Consider the following 16,628-nt stretch of genomic DNA (forward strand, 5'->3'; position numbering starts at 1 on the left):
CACCTATTGCGCGGAAGGATCGGTCATCGCGAGATTAGCCTGTTCGGCAGGGGCACTGGCTTTACGCTCGGTGGCATTCACTTTGGCACCCGGCCTGACGTTCTGTAATCCGTCGGTGATCACTTTGTCGCCATCGTTCAGGCCCTGATTCACCAGCCAGTTGCCGTTCATCATCTGACCGGTGGTGATGGAACGCTGTGCGACCGTGTTATCGGCGTTCACTACGTACACATACGGCGCGCCTTTCACGTCATGCATGATGGCTTCCTGTGGCACCAGAATGCCTTTGTCATCAATGCCTTGTTGCAGTTGGGCGTGAACAAACATCCCCGGTAACAATTCATCGTGCGGGTTCGGGAAGGAGGCACGCAGGGTGACGGAACCGGTGCTTTGCGACACGGTGACTTCGGAGAATTCCAGCTTGCCCGGCAGGGCATATTTGCTGCCGTCTTCCAGCGTCAGGGTGGCCTGGGCGGCGTTGTCACCGGCGCTTTGCAACTTACCGGAAGCCAGCGCACGGCGCAGTTTCAGCACGTCCAGCGAGGATTCGTTCACATCGACATAAATAGGATTGAGCTGATCGATGGTGGTCAGAGACGCCGTCTGGCCGCTGGTGACCAGCGCACCTTCGGTATACATCGAACGGCCTATGTGACCGGAGATCGGCGCGTACACTTTGGTGTATTGCAGATTGACACGGGCGGTTTCGACATCCGCTGCGGCTTCCCGTTCGGCAGCGACGGCATCGTCATACTGCTGACGACTGACGGCCTGCGCCTCAACCAGCGGCTTGTAGCGGCGGGCGGTCGCATCGGCGCTTTTCCAGGTCGCCATGGCGCGGTCAAATGTCGCCTGATAGGTTGAGGGATCAATCTGATAAAGCTGCTGACCGGCTTTGACTTCGCTGCCTTCCACAAACAGGCGTTTCTGGATCACGCCATTCACCTGCGGACGGACTTCCGCGCTGCGTACGGCAGTGGTGCGGCCGGGCAGGCTGGTGGTCAGGGTGACGGGCTGGCTGTGCAAAGTAACGACATTCACCGCAGGGGTCTGTGCTGCCGGGGAAGCAGAACTGGCGGAACCATCACATGCACAAAGCAGTACCACTGTACTGACAGAAAGTAACTTGAGGCGCATAGAATTCACTCTTTTTGGGGAATTGAGAATAACCATTCTCAACAAGTCCTCCACTATACGAGAGCGCCCGGTTTTCCGGTGTAAGGATATTGTCATCACCCATGTTTCGATATTTCAAAATATGAGAGAAATGTTGCTGTATAACCCCTTATTATTGTGTGGTTTTGATCTTTTCGTGCAGTGCAAAATAGCAGGAAACTAGTTACTTAGTAAACTAATTAATATGCTCTAAGAATAATTAACAGATGAATATTCTAAAAGTGAATGAATTGTTGGGTGTTAAAAAAGTGTGAAGTAAATCAAACAAATTTATACATTTTAACCTGCTCCTTACCAGAAAAGGCTGAAGGATCCCGGTCACAGCCGTTACCTTAAGAGCCGAGAGCAAGCAGTTCTCACATTTGCTTGTTGCCAGCCGTTCTGAACAACGGCCAGTTGCAACCCCCGCGCCCACAGTCCGATGTGGGCTTTTTTTTGTTTTACCTCCACACCTGCTTTCCTCCCGCAAAACTGTGATCCCTTTCATACTCCTGACTGTTATGTCTATACAACTATACATTCTGTGACTTAACTCAATTAACGGTTTATTTTTAGCCAGCGAATTGAGGGAAGACAGATGATAAAACTTGGCAGCAAGGTACACGATCTGGGGAAAGCCCTGATGACACCTATCTCGGTGATTGCCGCCGCCGGGATTTTCTTAGGTCTGGCCGCCGCGTTGCAGAACCCGGCGGTGACCGGTGAAACCTTTACCCAGATGAAAACATTGCAACTGGTGATCGGCTTTATCCGCCAGGTGTCGGGTGCGCTTTTTGCCAACCTGCCGCTGTTTTTTGCGGTTGCCACGGCAATGGGGCTGGCTAATGCAGAGAAGGCCACGGCGGCCTTTTCGGCTGTGATCGGCTTTGTCGGGTTGCACGTCGGGGTGAATTACAGCCTGCTGGCGCAGGGTATTACGCCGGAAACCATTACCGTCGCCAAACTCACTGCAAAAGGCATGACCGAAAGCGACGCGATGATTTACGCCGCCGAATTCACCAACACGCTGGGGATTTTCACCTACAACATGAGCGTGCTGGGCGGGGTGCTGGTCGGGTTAATCACCATGTGGCTGCACAATCGTTTCTATACCATCGTGCTGCCGACGGCGATCGCGTTTTTTGGCGGGCGGCGTTTTGTGCCGATTATCACCGTGCTGGTGCTGCCGATCGTCGGTGTGCTGATGTCGCTGATCTGGCCGACTGTTGCGCTGGGGATCCAGTGGATCGGCGAGCTGATCGGGCGCACGGGCGAGATCGGTACCTTTATTTATGCTGCGTCAGAACGTTTGCTGATCCCAACCGGTTTGCATCACATCATTAATGAAACCGTGCGCTTTACGCCCATCGGCGGCGTGACAACAGTGGATAACCAGAGCATTGTCGGCGCGCTGAACATCTTTAATGCTGCACTGGCGAATCCGGGCCTGATCCCTGATGCGGTCACGCAGCAGGCGACGCGCTTCCTGGCGCAGGGGAAAATCCCGGTGATGATGTTCGGGTTACCCGCGGCGGCGCTGGCGATGTATCACTGCGCACGGCCGGAACACAAAGGCCGCGTGAAAGCGTTGATGCTGGCGGGCGCGCTGGCGTCGTTCACCACCGGGATCACTGAACCTCTTGAGTTCTGCTTTATTTTCGTCTCGCCGGTGCTGTACATCCTGCACGCGGTGCTGACCGGTGTGTCGTTTGTGTTAATGCAGATGCTGCATGTGATGATCGGTAACGTGCAGGGCGGGGCGATCGACTTCCTGATCTTCGGTGTGCTCGGCGGCAGCCGCACGCACTGGTGGTATCCGCTGATCCTCGGCATTTTCTATGCACCGCTGTATTACTTCACCTTCCGCTGGGTCATTTTGCGGATGCAGATAAAAACGCCGGGACGTGAGGATGAAAATGATGCCGAAGAACGTGCAAAACCGGCGCAGGGTACGGGCGAAAAAACCAAAAATATTATCATCGGACTGGGCGGCGAGGGGAATATTACGGCGGTTGATTGTTGTTTCACCCGTCTGCGTGTGAAGGTGAAAGATATGACTCAGGTACAGGATGGCACATTAATGAAAACCGGCGCGATGGGGGTGAAACGCATCACCGAAACGGACGTGCATGTCATTTATGGCCCGCAGGTTGAACAGGTGGCAAATCTGGTGAAGGCGGAGTTGTCGGGCATTGCCTGACGGCGCTTAAACTTTAACTTTGGCATGGACGCTGAAGCCATAGTTTTTCTGGTTGTAGTAAACATCAGACACTTCAAACAGCGTGCCGTCAGTGAACGACACAATCGCGTGAGAATGCAGCACCGGCTGGTCGCGTGACAGGTTGAGCGCGAGGCGGATCTCGTTGGACGGCAGTTCTGCCGAAATCAGTTTGGTGCTGCCCGCAGGCTGGAAACCTTTCGAGCGGATATAGGCATATTTTGACGAGGTCATGGCGGCGCGGGTGATATCCGGGAACCGGTCGCACAGCATCCAGCATTGTTCATACACAAACGGCTCATCACCCAGCAGACGCAGGCGGATCATAAAATAAACTTCAGTACCGGGCCGAATATTCAGCTCGCGGGCGATGTCTTCACTGGCAGGCATACGGCGAAATTCCAGCACCTGATTTTCAATGCGCTGATTATTTTCCTGGGCGACTTCGCTGGCGGTGAGATGCCGGTCGAGCGGCAGAATGATTTTCTGCTGTTTTGGCGGTTCAACCACAAAGGTGCCGCGACCACGAAAACGGGCCACACGCCCCTGACGCACCAGATAATCCACGGCCTTTCGCGCGGTCATGCGTGATACGCCATAGATCTCGCACATAGCGGCTTCGGTCGGGATCGGATCACCGGGGCGAATTTCACCGGTGCTGATTTTTTCGGTAAGTTGCTGCTCAATTTGCAGATAAAGCGGTGTGAACGAATTTTTATCTATCTTCATTAACCCTTACCTCCGATCCGTTTCAATTTCACTTAAGAATGATTGTATAGTCAGCTATACAAACCAGCCAGCCACCCTGTTGGTTTTCTGCCCAAAATGGGTTTCAGCACACACAAAAAATAAAGGTTGCTGACATCAGCAACCTTTCTGCATTTTGAAACCTTTTCGCCGGAATCAGGCGTTATTCAGGCAACAGCGCAGTGGAAGTGAATCCGCACGGGCCATTTTCCTGATTTTTGAAACGCCAGCAGTGCTGATGATATTTTGCGACCGAATTCCGGTGCGCCACACTGATAACCGAGGTGTCCGGCAATTCGCTCAGCAGCAGAGCGTATACCTGTTGTTCGGTTTCGTCATCCAGTGCGCTGGTGGCTTCGTCGAGGAACAGCGTATCGGGTTTGATCAACAGCGCACGGGCAAAGGAGAGCCGCTGCTGTTCACCCGGCGAGAGGCGCTGGCTCCAGTTGGCGTAATCATCCAGAATTTCTACCGCCGCCAGATGTGACAGACGGCATTGTGTCAGCACCTGTTGCAACCGTTCATCAGTATATTCACGGCTGGCGTCAGGATAACTGAGCGCATCGCGCAACGTGCCAATTGGAATGTAACTGCGCTGTGGCAGGAACAGATAACGCTTACCCTCCGCCAGCGCAATATGGCCGGAGCCGTAAGGCCAGATACCGGCAATTGCACGCAGCAGCGTTGATTTACCACAACCGGAAGGCCCGGCAATCAGCACGCGTTCGCCCGGTTGCATGGCAGCAGAAATATTGCAAAACAGCGGATTACCGTTCGGCAGGTTCAGCGTCAGTTTATCAAGCTGTAAGGCGTGTTCGGTGCTTTTGCCTACGCTGATACCGCGCGGCTGAGCGTTAACCTGATCGATTGCCGCATTAAAACCGGCAAGACGGTTAACCGTGGCTTTCCAGTTTGCCAGATCGGTAAAGGCATCGATGAACCAGGACAACGCGCCCTGTACCTGACCGAACGCTGAAGCAATCTGCATCAGCGCACCCATTTGAATGGCACCCGCGAAATAGCGCGGCGAGGCCACCAGGATCGGGAAGATATTGGCAAACTGTGCGTAAAAGTTGGTCGCGACGTTCAGACGACGGGTCACGCGCATGATTGACCACCAGTTGGTTTTGATGGATTCAAACTTGCCGGTCAGCTGGTCATGCTCGTTTTTCTCCCCGTGATAGAGCGCGATAGCGTCGCTGTTTTCACGAATACGGATCAGGCCAAAACGGAAGTTCGCCTCGAACCATTCCTGATTAAATCCGAGTCTTACCAGTGGCTTACCGATATACCAGATAATGAAGGAGCCGATGGCGGCATACAGCAGCGCAAACCACAGCATGTAGCCGGGAATTTCAAAATGATGGCCCGCGAGCATAAAATTCAGCGGCCCGCTGATGGACCACAAAATAAACACGAACGAGAACAGCGTCACCACGCTCGACAGCAGACCGAGCACCAGAGAAAGAGTCCCGCTGGTCAGAGCATTCAGGTCGTCGGAAATACGCTGATCGGGGTTATCCACCTGATGCTGATACTCCGTGTAATAATAGGCGTGATTGGTCAGCCACTTCTCCATATACTCTTCTGTCATCCAGCGCCGCCAGCTCATTTGCAGGCCCTGCGTCAGATAAACCCTGTAGATGGCGATAACGATGAACAGCAGCGCCAGCCAGGTAAATTTCCACAACTGGGCTTTGAAAACCGGATAGTTTCTGTTTTGCAGCGCGTCATAAAAGACACGGTTCCATTCGTTAAACTGTACGCTGAGGTACACACCGGCCAGCGAAAGGATGATAATTGTGGTCAACATGCCCCAGGCACGCCACTTTTCTTCTGAGCGCCAGTAAGGCTTAATTAACTGCCAGACGGCGCCCCATTGCGCCGATTTCCCAGGTTTTTTAGTCATAATAGCCATGTGTAATCGATATGTTGTAAAGCCAATCATCCCAGAATGAGTGGCTCAGTGCGATAGGGCAATGAGCCACTTGTAAGGATGTTTTTCCAGCACGAAGCTCTGTAGACCACAAAAGTAGAAGGATGTTTGATGAAAGTCGCAGTGAATTTACTGCTGGTGGCAGGATGTTTTGCCAGTGTTCAGGCGTTTGCCCAGATTGATGAACCGGATATCAATGCCGATTGTGTTAAAGCCGGAATTTATGCCGCTGCCGGAAAAGTGGCTTACCAGCAGGGCGATATGGGCAAAGCCCGGGACATTTTCCGTAATCAGGTCGCCTGGAGTGAGTTTTGCCATAAGCCGCAAGACCAGATCGCCACGGCCTACAACAACATTGCGCTGACCTACATAAAGCAGGGCGATTATCTGAAAGCCAAAGCCTGGCTGATGCTGGCACCTGCTGACAAAAAATCACAATACAACCTGAGCCAGATGCAGCCAAAACTGGCTGCCTTGCCGCCAGCGGAAAGTCCGGCAGGGATTTACTGGCAATATGCGGGATTTGGCAGCTGGAATATCCTCGAAGTGAAGGCCGAAGAGGCGCAGTTTAAAATCGATTTCAGTGGATTATATATGGGGCAGATGTCGCTCTATTATGGCCCGAACATGGGCGAATTTTCAGTGGTGACGGCCATTAAAGATAACCACGCGATTTACCATGAAACTGACGATGCCGCCGTTGCGGGCGGCGAGTGCAGCGTTGACATGAACTTCACGCCACAGAGCGTTAAACTTCACACCACCCATGACTGCGGTTTCGGTCACAACGTGCAGGCCGAAGGCGAATTTGTGCGGGTGACGCAGTAGGTATTAAGGGGGAGCACCTCGTCAATGTACATTTCAACTTTTTGATTTTGCTGTAATACCCCACCCCAACCCTCCCCTTCGCAGGGGAGGGAGCCGCTCGACGTATGCCTTTAGCCGAAGAGGGCGCCGACTCAGGTCATATTCACTGCGGCCACTTCATTTCGCCCTTCAATACTTTTGCGCTCAGTTCTAAAGAAGATTCTTCTTTCAGTTGCGGATAATGTTTTTTCATGGCGGCGATCAGCGCGGCGGAATCTTTCGCTTTCGGTAATTCTTTTTCCAGCGTCAGCAGATACTGGCGGGTGAATTTCACCGATTCCAACGTTTTCGGCGCGCCCGGCAGGTAATGCCCCGGCACCACGGTTTCCGGTTTCAGAGCGGCAATTTCATCCAGTGCTTCTACCCACTGTTTACGCGAGGTCGGCGTTTGCGTATCTGCTGTCCAGACATGCATGTTATTGCCATTCACCAGTACACCGCCCACCACTGCTTTCAGCGACGGGATCCACACAAACGTCCGCTCATCGTCCACACCCTTCACTTCAAATTTATGCCCTTCCAGTTCAAACGTTTTGCCTTGCAGCGCTTCGGGAACCACGACAGATTTTGGCGCGTTGTCTTTAAGCTGCGGGCCCCAGAACGCGACTTTGCCGTCTTTAGTGGCGTTGATCTGATTGAGGGTTGCCTGCGTGGCGATGATCTTTGCTTCCGGGAAGGCGGCATGAATGACATCCAGCCCGAAGTAATAATCCGGGTCGGACTGGCTGATGTACACGGTCGTCAGTTTCTTGCCGGTGGCTTTGATCATCTCCACCAGTTTTTCGGCGTCATTACGCTGGAACTGTGCGTCGATCAAAACCGCTTCTTTGTCGCCGGTAATAATTTCAGAAGAAACCGGGAAAACGCTTTTTTCACCGGGGTTATACACGTCCATTTTCAGTGCACTGGCGGCGTGAGCAGACAGGCTGCTGCCCAGCAGCGCGGCGATTAACGTCAGGTGTTTGAGTTGCATAATATTTCCTCAGAAGCATAAATAATCACGTTCAGTAAGACTCTACTGTACGTTGCATAATCCGCAGGAAAAACCGGATAATGCGCAACTGTTTGTTGCATAAACCGGACGAATCATGGACAGAATTACCGCTGCACAAGTGTTTGTTGCCATTGTTGAACGGGGAAGCATGGTCAGTGCCGCCGAATCGCTGAATATGTCGCGGGCAATGGTGACGCGTTATCTGTCGGAGATGGAAAAGTGGTCGGGCGCACGCCTGTTGCACCGTTCCACCCGCAAACTCAGCCTGACGGATGCGGGCGAAAATACGCTGGCGCGCTGCCGGAAAATGCTGTCGGTGGCGGCGGAAATGGGCAGCGTGGCGGACACAGGAAATGAAGCGTTACGCGGCTTGCTGCGTCTGAGCTGCTCGCCGTCGTTCGGGCAGGGTGCGGTGGTGATTGCGGTCAGCGAGTTTTTGCGGCGACATCCGCAGGTAAGCATTGATCTTCAGCTGGAAAGCCGGGCGATCAACCTGGTGGAAGACCGGATCGATCTGGCGCTGCGCATCACCAACGATCTGGATCCTAACCTGATCGCCCGGCCACTGGCGCTGTGTCCGTCGGTCGTCTGTGCATCTCCGGCTTATCTTGCCGCGCAGGGCACGCCGCAACATCCGCAGGATCTGGCGGTGCACAATTGTCTGACGTACACCTGGTTCGGCAAAAGCCTGTGGCAGTTTGAACGCCAGGGGGAACAGGTCGCGATTCCGGTGAGCGGAAACCTCAGTGCCAACGAATCGCTGGTACTACTTACCGGCGCGGTGGAAGGCGCGGGGATCGTCATGCAGCCCTATTATTCGGCGGCACCGCTGATTGCCAGCGGCCAGCTTGTAGCCTTACTCAGCGAGTGGCAGCCACAGGAGATGGGGATTTATGCGATTTACATGTCACGGCGGCAAATGCCTGCGGCGTTGCGTGCGCTGCTCGATTTTCTGGTGGAGTGGTTTAAAAGTCATCCGCGCTGGCTGTCGCTGAAGGATGAAAAACACTGAGCCGCTGGCAGGCGATGCCACCCTGGGAACGGTTCCTTTTTCGCTTTGCTGCATGTTATACAATGTATTGTTATGTAAAGATTAATACGGATATCGGGTGATTTTCAGGCAGTAAGGGCACAGACTGCGTCTGGTCAAAAGTGTGATCAACGTGGTATTTAAGCCCTTCCGGCGCAATGCCGGAGCCTTTAATCATAACGATAATATCCGGAGTTTTTATGCCTGTCGCACTCCTGGCACTGGCGCTCAGCGCGTTTGCCATCGGTACTACTGAATTTGTCATCATGGGGTTGCTCCCTAACGTGGCGGGGGATCTGAATGTCAGTATCCCTTCTGCAGGCTGGTTAATCAGCGGATACGCGCTGGGCGTGGCGATCGGTGCACCGATCATGGCCGTGCTGACGGCAAAACTGCCGCGAAAGAAAACCCTGCTGCTGCTGATGAGCATCTTTATCATCGGAAATGTGATGTGCGCACTGTCGTACAGCTACGATTTCCTGATGCTGGCGCGTGTGATCACCGCGCTGTGCCATGGTGCATTCTTCGGGATTGGCGCGGTGGTAGCGGCAAGTCTGGTGGCGCCTAACCGCCGGGCCTCTGCGGTGGCGCTGATGTTCACCGGCCTGACGCTGGCTAACGTACTGGGCGTTCCGCTCGGTACCGCGCTCGGACAGGCTTTTGGCTGGCGTTCAACGTTCTGGGTGGTGGCGGTGATTGGCGTGGCCTCGCTGTTCGCGCTGTATAAAAAGCTGCCAGATAAGAAAGAAGAAGAGCCGACCAATCTGCGTAAGGAAATCCGTGCGCTGGGCAGCCTGGGGTTATGGCTGTCGCTGTCGATCACGATTTTCTTTGCGGCGGCGATGTTTGCGCTGTTCACGTATATCGCGCCGATCCTGACACAAATCACCGGCGTGTCTGAGCACGGTGTCAGCTGGACGCTGTTGCTGATCGGCCTCGGTCTGACCATCGGTAACGTACTGGGCGGGCGTCTGGCGGACTGGCGTCTGGGTATTTCACTGACCCTGACATTCCTGATGATCGCGATATTTTCCGTCCTGTTCAGCTATACCAGCGTGCATCTGCTGGCGGCGGAAATCACGCTGTTTATCTGGGCAATGGTGAATTTCGCGGCGGTTCCGGCGTTGCAGGTTAACGTGGTGACCTACGGTAAAAACGCGCCAAACCTGGTGTCGACCCTGAACATTGCGGCGTTTAACGTCGGCAATGCGCTGGGGGCCTGGGTGGGCGGCGCGGTGATTGAACGCGGAATGGGACTGGGCACCGTGCCGCTGGCGGCGGGAGGACTGGGCGCTATCGGTTTCGTACTGTGTGTGATCACTTTCCGCCGTGCGGCGAAGAAAGCGGAAAAAGTGGCCGCGTAATTCAGCCACAGAAAAGCGTAAAGGCCACGCGGGATTTCTCCGGCGTGGCCTTATTTTTTTCTGTTCAGCGCATCAGCGCGGCCTCGAGAAGCCCGGCAAAGCGTTGCGCCTGCTGATGGCAATGTTCGATAAATGTGGTGACCAGCGCCGAAGCGGGGCGGTGCAACGGCCGGATCAGGCTGACGGTAAAGGGTACGGCGACGCTGAATTCCCGCAGGACGAGTCCGTTGTCACAATAATCCAATGCAGTCAGCGGGTTGACGATCGACACGCCCGCGCCTTCCCGCACCATACTGCACACCGACGCGGCGCTGTGGGTTTCCATCACCAGCCGCCGTGTAACCTGTTGTTCCATAAATAACGTATCCAGCAGTTGCCGGTAACTGTCGGTCGCCGACAGGCTGATATAATTCAGCCCGCTGAAATCTTGTGGTGTGAGTCGCTGTTTTGCGGCCAGAGGATGTCCGGCAGGCAGCACACACACTTCGTTCAGCGTCAGCAGCGTCTGCCGCTCGGTCCCGGCGGGCGTCTGGGTATTTTCCGTCAGTCCTAAATCATGGCGCTGCGCCGACAGCCATTCTTCCAGCAGCGGCGATTCCTGCGGCACGATATTGAAACTGACGTCAGGATAGCGGTCAAGAAACGGCTTACACACCGCAGGTAGCAGCGACTGGCTGAATACCGGCAGGCAGGCAATCGACAGCTGCGCCTGCTCGAACTGACGGATGCCTTCCGCTGCGCTGATAATCCTGTCCAGCCCGTAATATGACCGCTGCACTTCCTCAAACAGCCGTAAACCCTGCACCGTCGGATATAACCGCCCGCGCAGGCGCTCGAACAGTTGTAAATCCAGCAGCTTTTCGCAGCGCGCCAGCTCGCGGCTGACCGTCGGCTGTGACGTATTGAGCAACGCAGCAGCTTCGGTCAGATTGCCGGTGGTCATTACCGCATGAAAAATTTCGATATGGCGCAGTGAAATGGCTGGCATGGTTTCATCCGCTAAGCGATGACAAGAGTCCATATCATAAATGAATAGACTGGCCTGAAATAGATATTTTATCGCCAGTCCGCCACGCGGCATACTGAGGGAAATATAACTGAATTCACCTGACGGAAAATCTTATGCCACGCGCTCTGAACGACATGACTACCGCGCTTAACGCCGCGAATTTACGGGCTCTGCCGCAACAATTTGGCTGCCCTGTGTGGGCGTATGACGCGGAGATTATCAAAGCGCGCATTGCCCAGTTGCGTCAGTTTGACGTGATTCGTTTTGCGCAGAAAGCCTGTTCTAATATTCATATCCTGCGCCTGATGCGCGAGCAGGGAGTGAAGGTCGACTCCGTTTCTCTGGGCGAAATTGAACGTGCGCTGGTGGCCGGTTTTATTCCGGGCGGCGAAGACAGCGAGATTGTGTTTACTGCTGACGTACTGGATCAGCCGACACTGGAACGCGTGACAGCGCTGGATATTCCGGTGAACGCCGGTTCCATCGACATGCTCAGCCAGATTGGCCAGCACAAAGCCGGCCATCCGGTGTGGCTGCGTGTTAATCCGGGCTTCGGTCACGGCCACAGCCAGAAAACCAATACCGGCGGTGAAAACAGTAAACACGGGATCTGGTATGCCGACTTACCGCAGGCGCTGGCTGAGATCGCCCGTTACGGTCTGAAACTGGTGGGCATTCATATGCATATCGGTTCCGGCGTGGATTATGGTCACCTTGAGCAGGTTTGCGATGCGATGGTGCGTCAGGTGATTGAAACCGGACAAGATATTGAAGCTATCTCCGCCGGTGGCGGTCTGTCGATCCCGTATCATTTTGAAGAAGAATCCATTGATACCGGCCACTATTTTGGCCTGTGGAACCGGGCGCGTGAGCAGATTGCGGCGCATCTCGGGCATGAGATTAAACTGGAGATCGAACCGGGGCGTTTCCTGGTGGCGGAATCCGGCGTGCTGGTGGCACAAATCCGTGCGGTAAAAAACATGGGCAGCCGTCACTTTGTGTTGTGTGACGCGGGCTTTAACGACCTGATGCGTCCGGCGATGTACGGCAGCTATCATCATATTTCACTGTTACCGGCCGATGGTCGCGATGTGAGCGGGCAACCGCTGACTGATGCCGTGATCGCCGGTCCGCTGTGTGAATCCGGTGACGTGTTCACCCAGCAGGCAGGCGGCGGAGTGGAAACCTTCCCGCTGCCGCCGGTCAATATCGGTGATTATCTGGTGTTCCACGACACCGGTGCTTACGGCGCATCGATGTCATCCAACTACAACACCCGTCCTTTGCTGCCGGAAGTGTTGTTTGAGAATGGCGTGCCACGACTGATTCGTCGCAGGCAGACGGTGGAAGAGTTAATTGCTTTAGAACTGTAATCTTTGCTCCTGAATATCAGCGACGGTCTGCTTTGCTCCTCCCCCTGCGAAGGGGGAGATTGGGAGGGGGTTTAGCAAACAACCCAGTTGTCATTAATACCCCACCCCAGCCCTCCCCTTCGCAGGGGAGGGAGCCGATCGAGTTGCCTTTACTTCTTCGCAAAGCAGGGAGCTTACTTATCAAACATCTCTTTTCTCAGTAACACGATCTCTTCTGCCAGATCACGGCACAGCATGGCGGTCATCAGATGATCCTGCGAGTGCACCATGATCAGATTCACCGGAATTTTGCCCACGCCTTCATCCAGGCCAATCAGTTGTGTCTGTACTTTGTGCGCAACACGCGCCGCGTCGTCAGAGGCTTTCAGCATCGCATCGGCCTGCGCCCACTCTTTTTTACGCGCGTGCTGAATCGCCATCATGGCGTTAGAGCGTGCTTCTCCGGCGTTGATCAATAACTCCATCACCGTTTGTTCCAGATCGAATTCCATCGAAAACTCCAAATTGGTATACCAGAAAAGTGTGAATTCATCATATTGGAATTCCAATATTCACATGTGAGAACGCTGTCACAGAAATTAATTCGTATTCCGCTATTTTTTGGCATGCCACATTGCGTAATTATTCCCGCAATATGGCCGACAGGATGATTTACAGAACCGGAATCTGACCCTGCTTCGTGCGACACCTTTATTCCTCATTCAATATAAAAGGTGAAGACGAAACCAACACCTGTGCAGTATAGAAAAAAGAAAATGAGGTGCTGTCATGTCACTGAAAGACCGCTTTATCGATTCTCTGGGGGGATTCGCCAATACCTTTAATAGCTTCAGATATATCATGGCTATTAAGGCGTCTTTTATCACGTTAATGCCCGTCATTATTGTGGGGGCATTCTCAGTTTTAATTTCAAATATGGTGATGGATCCGAAAAACGGATTAGCCCACTTTGAAATGTTCTCCTGGCTGGCCATGCTCAAACCGATCATGAGCAGTATTAACTACGCCACGCTCAGTTTTCTGACCATCGGTGCGGTGTTTTTAATTGGTATCGAACTCGGGAAAATTAACGGCTCACGCTCGTTATTTCCCGGCCTGCTGGCGGTGATTTGTTTTATTGCCGTCACGCCGACTACCGTCGATATGATGGTCAACGGCCAGATGCAGGAAGTGAAAGATGTGCTGGCAAAACAGTTCTCCGATACGAAAAGTCTGTTCCTCGGCATGTTTATTGCCATTCTGTCGGTCGAGATTTATTCCCGTCTGGAACGGGTTAACGGCCTGCGCATAAAAATGCCGGAGAGCGTACCGCCCAATGTGTCGGCCTCATTTTCGGCACTGATCCCCGCCATTATTACCGTGGTTCTCGTCGCCACCTTCGGCTTTGTATTCCACCGCGTCACCGGCATGTATCTGTATGACGCGGTGTATCAGGTGATCCAGCGTCCGCTGGAATCGGTGATGCAGAGCCTGCCGGGTATTCTGTTGCTGATGTTTGTCGCACAGCTGTTCTGGGTGATTGGTATTCACGGCAACCAGATGATTAAACCGATCCGCGAACCGCTGTTGCTCGGTGCAATCATGGTTAACATGACTGCGTTTGAGCAGGGCCACGAAGTGCCGAATATCATCACCATGCCGTTCTGGGATGTGTATATGAGCATCGGCGGTTCCGGCTGCACTATCGGTTTGCTGCTGGCGGTAATGATCGCTACCCGCCGTAAAGAGATGCGCGAAATCGCCAAACTGTCCCTCGGGCCGAGCTTCTTCAACATCAATGAACCGGTGATTTTCGGTATGCCGATTATGCTCAACCCGATCCTGGCAATTCCGTTCATCATCACGCCGCTGATTACCGGCACCATCGGCTACTTTGCCACCAGCCTCGGATTCGCCGGACGTGCGGTGGTGATGGTGCCGTGGACCACGCCGCCGATCATCAACGCCTGGTTGTCGACAGCCGGTTCCATGGGCGCGGTGGTTACCCAAATTGGCTGCATCGCGGTGGCGGTGCTGATTTATCTGCCGTTCGTGAAAGTGGCCGCGCGCCGTGCCGATCAGGCGCAGCTGGAAGCCATGCAGCAGAGCCAGAAACAGGCTGCCACGGCGTAAAACCATCCGGAAAAAGAGGGACGTTATGAGCAAGGTTTCAATCGCCATTCCAGACGGATTTATTCTCGGTGCCGCCGCCTCTGCGTGGCAGACCGAAGGCTGGAGCGGCAAAAAAGACGGGCAGGATTCGTATCTGGATCTCTGGTACAAAAATAACCGCCACGTCTGGCACAACGGTTACGGCCCGGCGAAAGCCACCGATTTCATCAACCGCTATCAGGAAGATGTTGCGCTGATGAAAGCCAGCGGGCTGAGCCATTACCGCACGTCCGTCAACTGGTCACGCTTTCTGACAGATTATGAACTGGGCATAGTCGATGAAGAGTACGCCGCGTATATCGACGACCTGCTCGATGAGATGAAGCGCAATGGCATCGAGCCGATGCTGTGCCTGGAGCATTACGAATTACCGGCGTTTCTGATGGAAAAATACGATGGCTGGAGCTCGAAAAAAGTCGTCGATCTGTTCGTGCTGTACGCGGAAAAAGTCTTTGAACGCTTTGCCGGAAAAGTCAGCCGCTGGTTTACCTTCAACGAACCGGTTGTGGTGCAGACCCGCGTCTACCTGGACGCCATCCGCTGGCCGTTCGAGCAAAACACTGCGAAATGGATGCAATGGAATCACCACAAAGTGCTGGCGACCGCCAGAGTCGTCGAGCTGTTTTATCGCAAAGGGTATAACGCCTCGGGCACTGTCGGTGTGATTTTAAATCCGGAAGTGACCTACGCCCGCTCAACGGCAGCGCATGATCAGCGGGCGGCGTATTTATACGATTTATTCTATAACCGCGTATTTTTGGATCCGATGATTAACGGGGAATATCCTCAGGAACTGTTGGAATTACTGGAAAAGCACGGTGTACATTTCGATTATACAGAAGCGGAACTGGCGGTTATCCGTCATAACACCGTGGATGAAGTGGGGATTAATCTTTATTATCCGCACCGGGTGAAAGCACCGTCCCGCGAATGGAATAAAGGCACACCATTCCATCCGGCGTATTACTACGAACATTTCGAATTGCCCGGACGCCGGATGAATAAATCGCGAGGCTGGGAAATCTATCCGAAAATTATTTATGACATGGCGATGCGCATTAAAGCGGAATACGGAAATATTTCGTGGTTTGTGGCTGAAAACGGCATGGGTATCGAAAATGAAGGTCAGTTTCGCGATGCCGTCAGCGGGGAAATTCAGGACAACTATCGCATTGAATTTATTGCCGAGCATCTTTACTGGACATTAAAAGCGCGGGAAGACGGCGCCAATTGTCAGGGATATATGCTCTGGGCCTTTACCGATAATGTCTCGCCAATGAACGCCTTTAAAAACCGTTACGGGCTGATCGAGATTGATCTTGAGAACAATCGCGATCGCCGTCAGAAGAAATCATCTCACTGGTTTAAATCGCTCAGTGAAAGTGGTGTGTTGTCTTTAACGCTCGATGACCAGGAAAAATAACCTAAGGAAACACTATGAAACGAATCGTTTTAGCCTGTTCGGCAGGGATGTCCACGTCGCTGGTGGTCACCAAAATGGAAAAAGAAGCCGCTGCCCGTGGCATGGAATTTCAGATTTACGCGATCCCTGAAAACAATCTGCGCGATGAACTTGAAGCCTATGGCCGCGATATTGTCGTCGTGCTGCTCGGCCCGCAGGTACGTTTTAAACTGGCGGAGAATAAAAAGCTGACTGATGAGCACGGCATTCCGATTGCGGTGATCGACATGGTGGCTTACGGCACGTTAAACGGTGCAAAAGTGCTGGATCAGGCGTTATCTCTGATACAGTAACATCCGGTCTTTTTTGTTTTTTGCATCAG

General features: G+C 53.5%; 14 protein-coding genes. 8 read left to right on the top strand and 6 right to left on the bottom strand.

All coding sequences use genetic code 11. From position 1 onward, the window contains the following. Positions 1-3: 3 nt before the first annotated feature. Positions 4-1,137, bottom strand: coding sequence for an efflux RND transporter periplasmic adaptor subunit (locus tag RAHAQ2_RS04120; protein WP_015696034.1), 1,134 nt, complete (start codon positions 1,135-1,137; stop codon positions 4-6). Positions 1,138-1,753: 616 nt separating this feature from the next. On the opposite strand from RAHAQ2_RS04120, the gene RAHAQ2_RS04125 reads away from it, so the two are divergent. After that, entirely contained in the window at positions 1,754-3,355 is a 1,602-nt protein-coding gene (locus RAHAQ2_RS04125) for a PTS transporter subunit EIIC (RefSeq protein WP_015696035.1), read from the top strand. A 6-nt stretch (positions 3,356-3,361) separates the two neighbouring features. Here the strand turns inward: RAHAQ2_RS04125 and RAHAQ2_RS04130 are convergent, their stop codons facing one another. Beyond that, positions 3,362-4,102 carry a GntR family transcriptional regulator gene (locus RAHAQ2_RS04130; RefSeq protein ID WP_015696036.1) on the bottom strand — a complete coding sequence of 247 codons (741 nt, stop codon included), beginning with the start codon at positions 4,100-4,102 and terminating at the stop codon, positions 3,362-3,364. A gap of 181 nt (positions 4,103-4,283) precedes the next feature. Beyond that, positions 4,284-6,038 carry an ABC transporter ATP-binding protein/permease gene (locus RAHAQ2_RS04135; RefSeq protein ID WP_015696037.1) on the bottom strand — a complete coding sequence of 585 codons (1,755 nt, stop codon included), beginning with the start codon at positions 6,036-6,038 and terminating at the stop codon, positions 4,284-4,286. 129 nt (positions 6,039-6,167) lie between these two features. Here RAHAQ2_RS04135 and RAHAQ2_RS04140 point away from each other — a divergent pair, with 129 nt between their 5' ends. Beyond that, positions 6,168-6,884, top strand: coding sequence for a tetratricopeptide repeat protein (locus RAHAQ2_RS04140; RefSeq protein WP_015696038.1), 717 nt, complete (start codon positions 6,168-6,170; stop codon positions 6,882-6,884). Between the two features lie 142 nt (positions 6,885-7,026). On the opposite strand, the gene RAHAQ2_RS04145 is transcribed toward RAHAQ2_RS04140, so the two are convergent. Beyond that, entirely contained in the window at positions 7,027-7,896 is an 870-nt protein-coding gene (locus tag RAHAQ2_RS04145) for an MBL fold metallo-hydrolase (protein ID WP_015696039.1), read from the bottom strand. A 115-nt stretch (positions 7,897-8,011) separates the two neighbouring features. On the opposite strand from RAHAQ2_RS04145, the gene RAHAQ2_RS04150 reads away from it, so the two are divergent. Both RAHAQ2_RS04150 and RAHAQ2_RS04155 read left to right on the top strand, forming a co-directional pair. Beyond that, positions 8,012-8,929 (top strand): LysR family transcriptional regulator, encoded by a 918-nt coding sequence (locus RAHAQ2_RS04150; RefSeq protein ID WP_015696040.1) that lies wholly within the window; start codon positions 8,012-8,014, stop codon positions 8,927-8,929. A 218-nt stretch (positions 8,930-9,147) separates the two neighbouring features. Next, the gene (locus tag RAHAQ2_RS04155) at positions 9,148-10,311 is read left to right on the top strand and encodes an MFS transporter (RefSeq protein ID WP_015696041.1); all 1,164 of its coding nucleotides are present in this window, start codon (positions 9,148-9,150) and stop codon (positions 10,309-10,311) included. 64 nt (positions 10,312-10,375) lie between these two features. Here the strand turns inward: RAHAQ2_RS04155 and RAHAQ2_RS04160 are convergent, their stop codons facing one another. Further along, positions 10,376-11,299, bottom strand: coding sequence for a LysR family transcriptional regulator (locus RAHAQ2_RS04160; RefSeq protein ID WP_037040511.1), 924 nt, complete (start codon positions 11,297-11,299; stop codon positions 10,376-10,378). A gap of 134 nt (positions 11,300-11,433) precedes the next feature. Here RAHAQ2_RS04160 and lysA point away from each other — a divergent pair, with 134 nt between their 5' ends. Next, positions 11,434-12,693: a diaminopimelate decarboxylase gene (gene lysA / locus RAHAQ2_RS04165; protein ID WP_015696043.1), complete on the top strand. Its 1,260-nt coding sequence runs from the start codon at positions 11,434-11,436 to the stop codon at positions 12,691-12,693. Between the two features lie 173 nt (positions 12,694-12,866). Here the strand turns inward: lysA and RAHAQ2_RS04170 are convergent, their stop codons facing one another. Then, positions 12,867-13,184, bottom strand: a complete 318-nt coding sequence (locus tag RAHAQ2_RS04170) for a PTS lactose/cellobiose transporter subunit IIA (protein ID WP_015696044.1) — start codon at positions 13,182-13,184, stop codon at positions 12,867-12,869. A gap of 277 nt (positions 13,185-13,461) precedes the next feature. Between RAHAQ2_RS04170 and RAHAQ2_RS04175 the strand changes: the two genes are divergently transcribed. From RAHAQ2_RS04175 to RAHAQ2_RS04185, 3 genes are read left to right on the top strand one after another with little or no spacing between them, the layout of a single operon-like run. Further along, positions 13,462-14,805: a PTS sugar transporter subunit IIC gene (locus RAHAQ2_RS04175; protein ID WP_015696045.1), complete on the top strand. Its 1,344-nt coding sequence runs from the start codon at positions 13,462-13,464 to the stop codon at positions 14,803-14,805. Between the two features lie 25 nt (positions 14,806-14,830). Then, positions 14,831-16,267 (top strand): glycoside hydrolase family 1 protein, encoded by a 1,437-nt coding sequence (locus RAHAQ2_RS04180; RefSeq protein ID WP_015696046.1) that lies wholly within the window; start codon positions 14,831-14,833, stop codon positions 16,265-16,267. A 14-nt stretch (positions 16,268-16,281) separates the two neighbouring features. After that, positions 16,282-16,599: a PTS sugar transporter subunit IIB gene (locus RAHAQ2_RS04185; protein WP_015696047.1), complete on the top strand. Its 318-nt coding sequence runs from the start codon at positions 16,282-16,284 to the stop codon at positions 16,597-16,599. Positions 16,600-16,628 lie beyond the last annotated feature (29 nt).

The sequence above is a fragment of the Rahnella aquatilis CIP 78.65 = ATCC 33071 genome (assembly GCF_000241955.1).
Lineage (GTDB): Bacteria > Pseudomonadota > Gammaproteobacteria > Enterobacterales > Enterobacteriaceae > Rahnella > Rahnella aquatilis.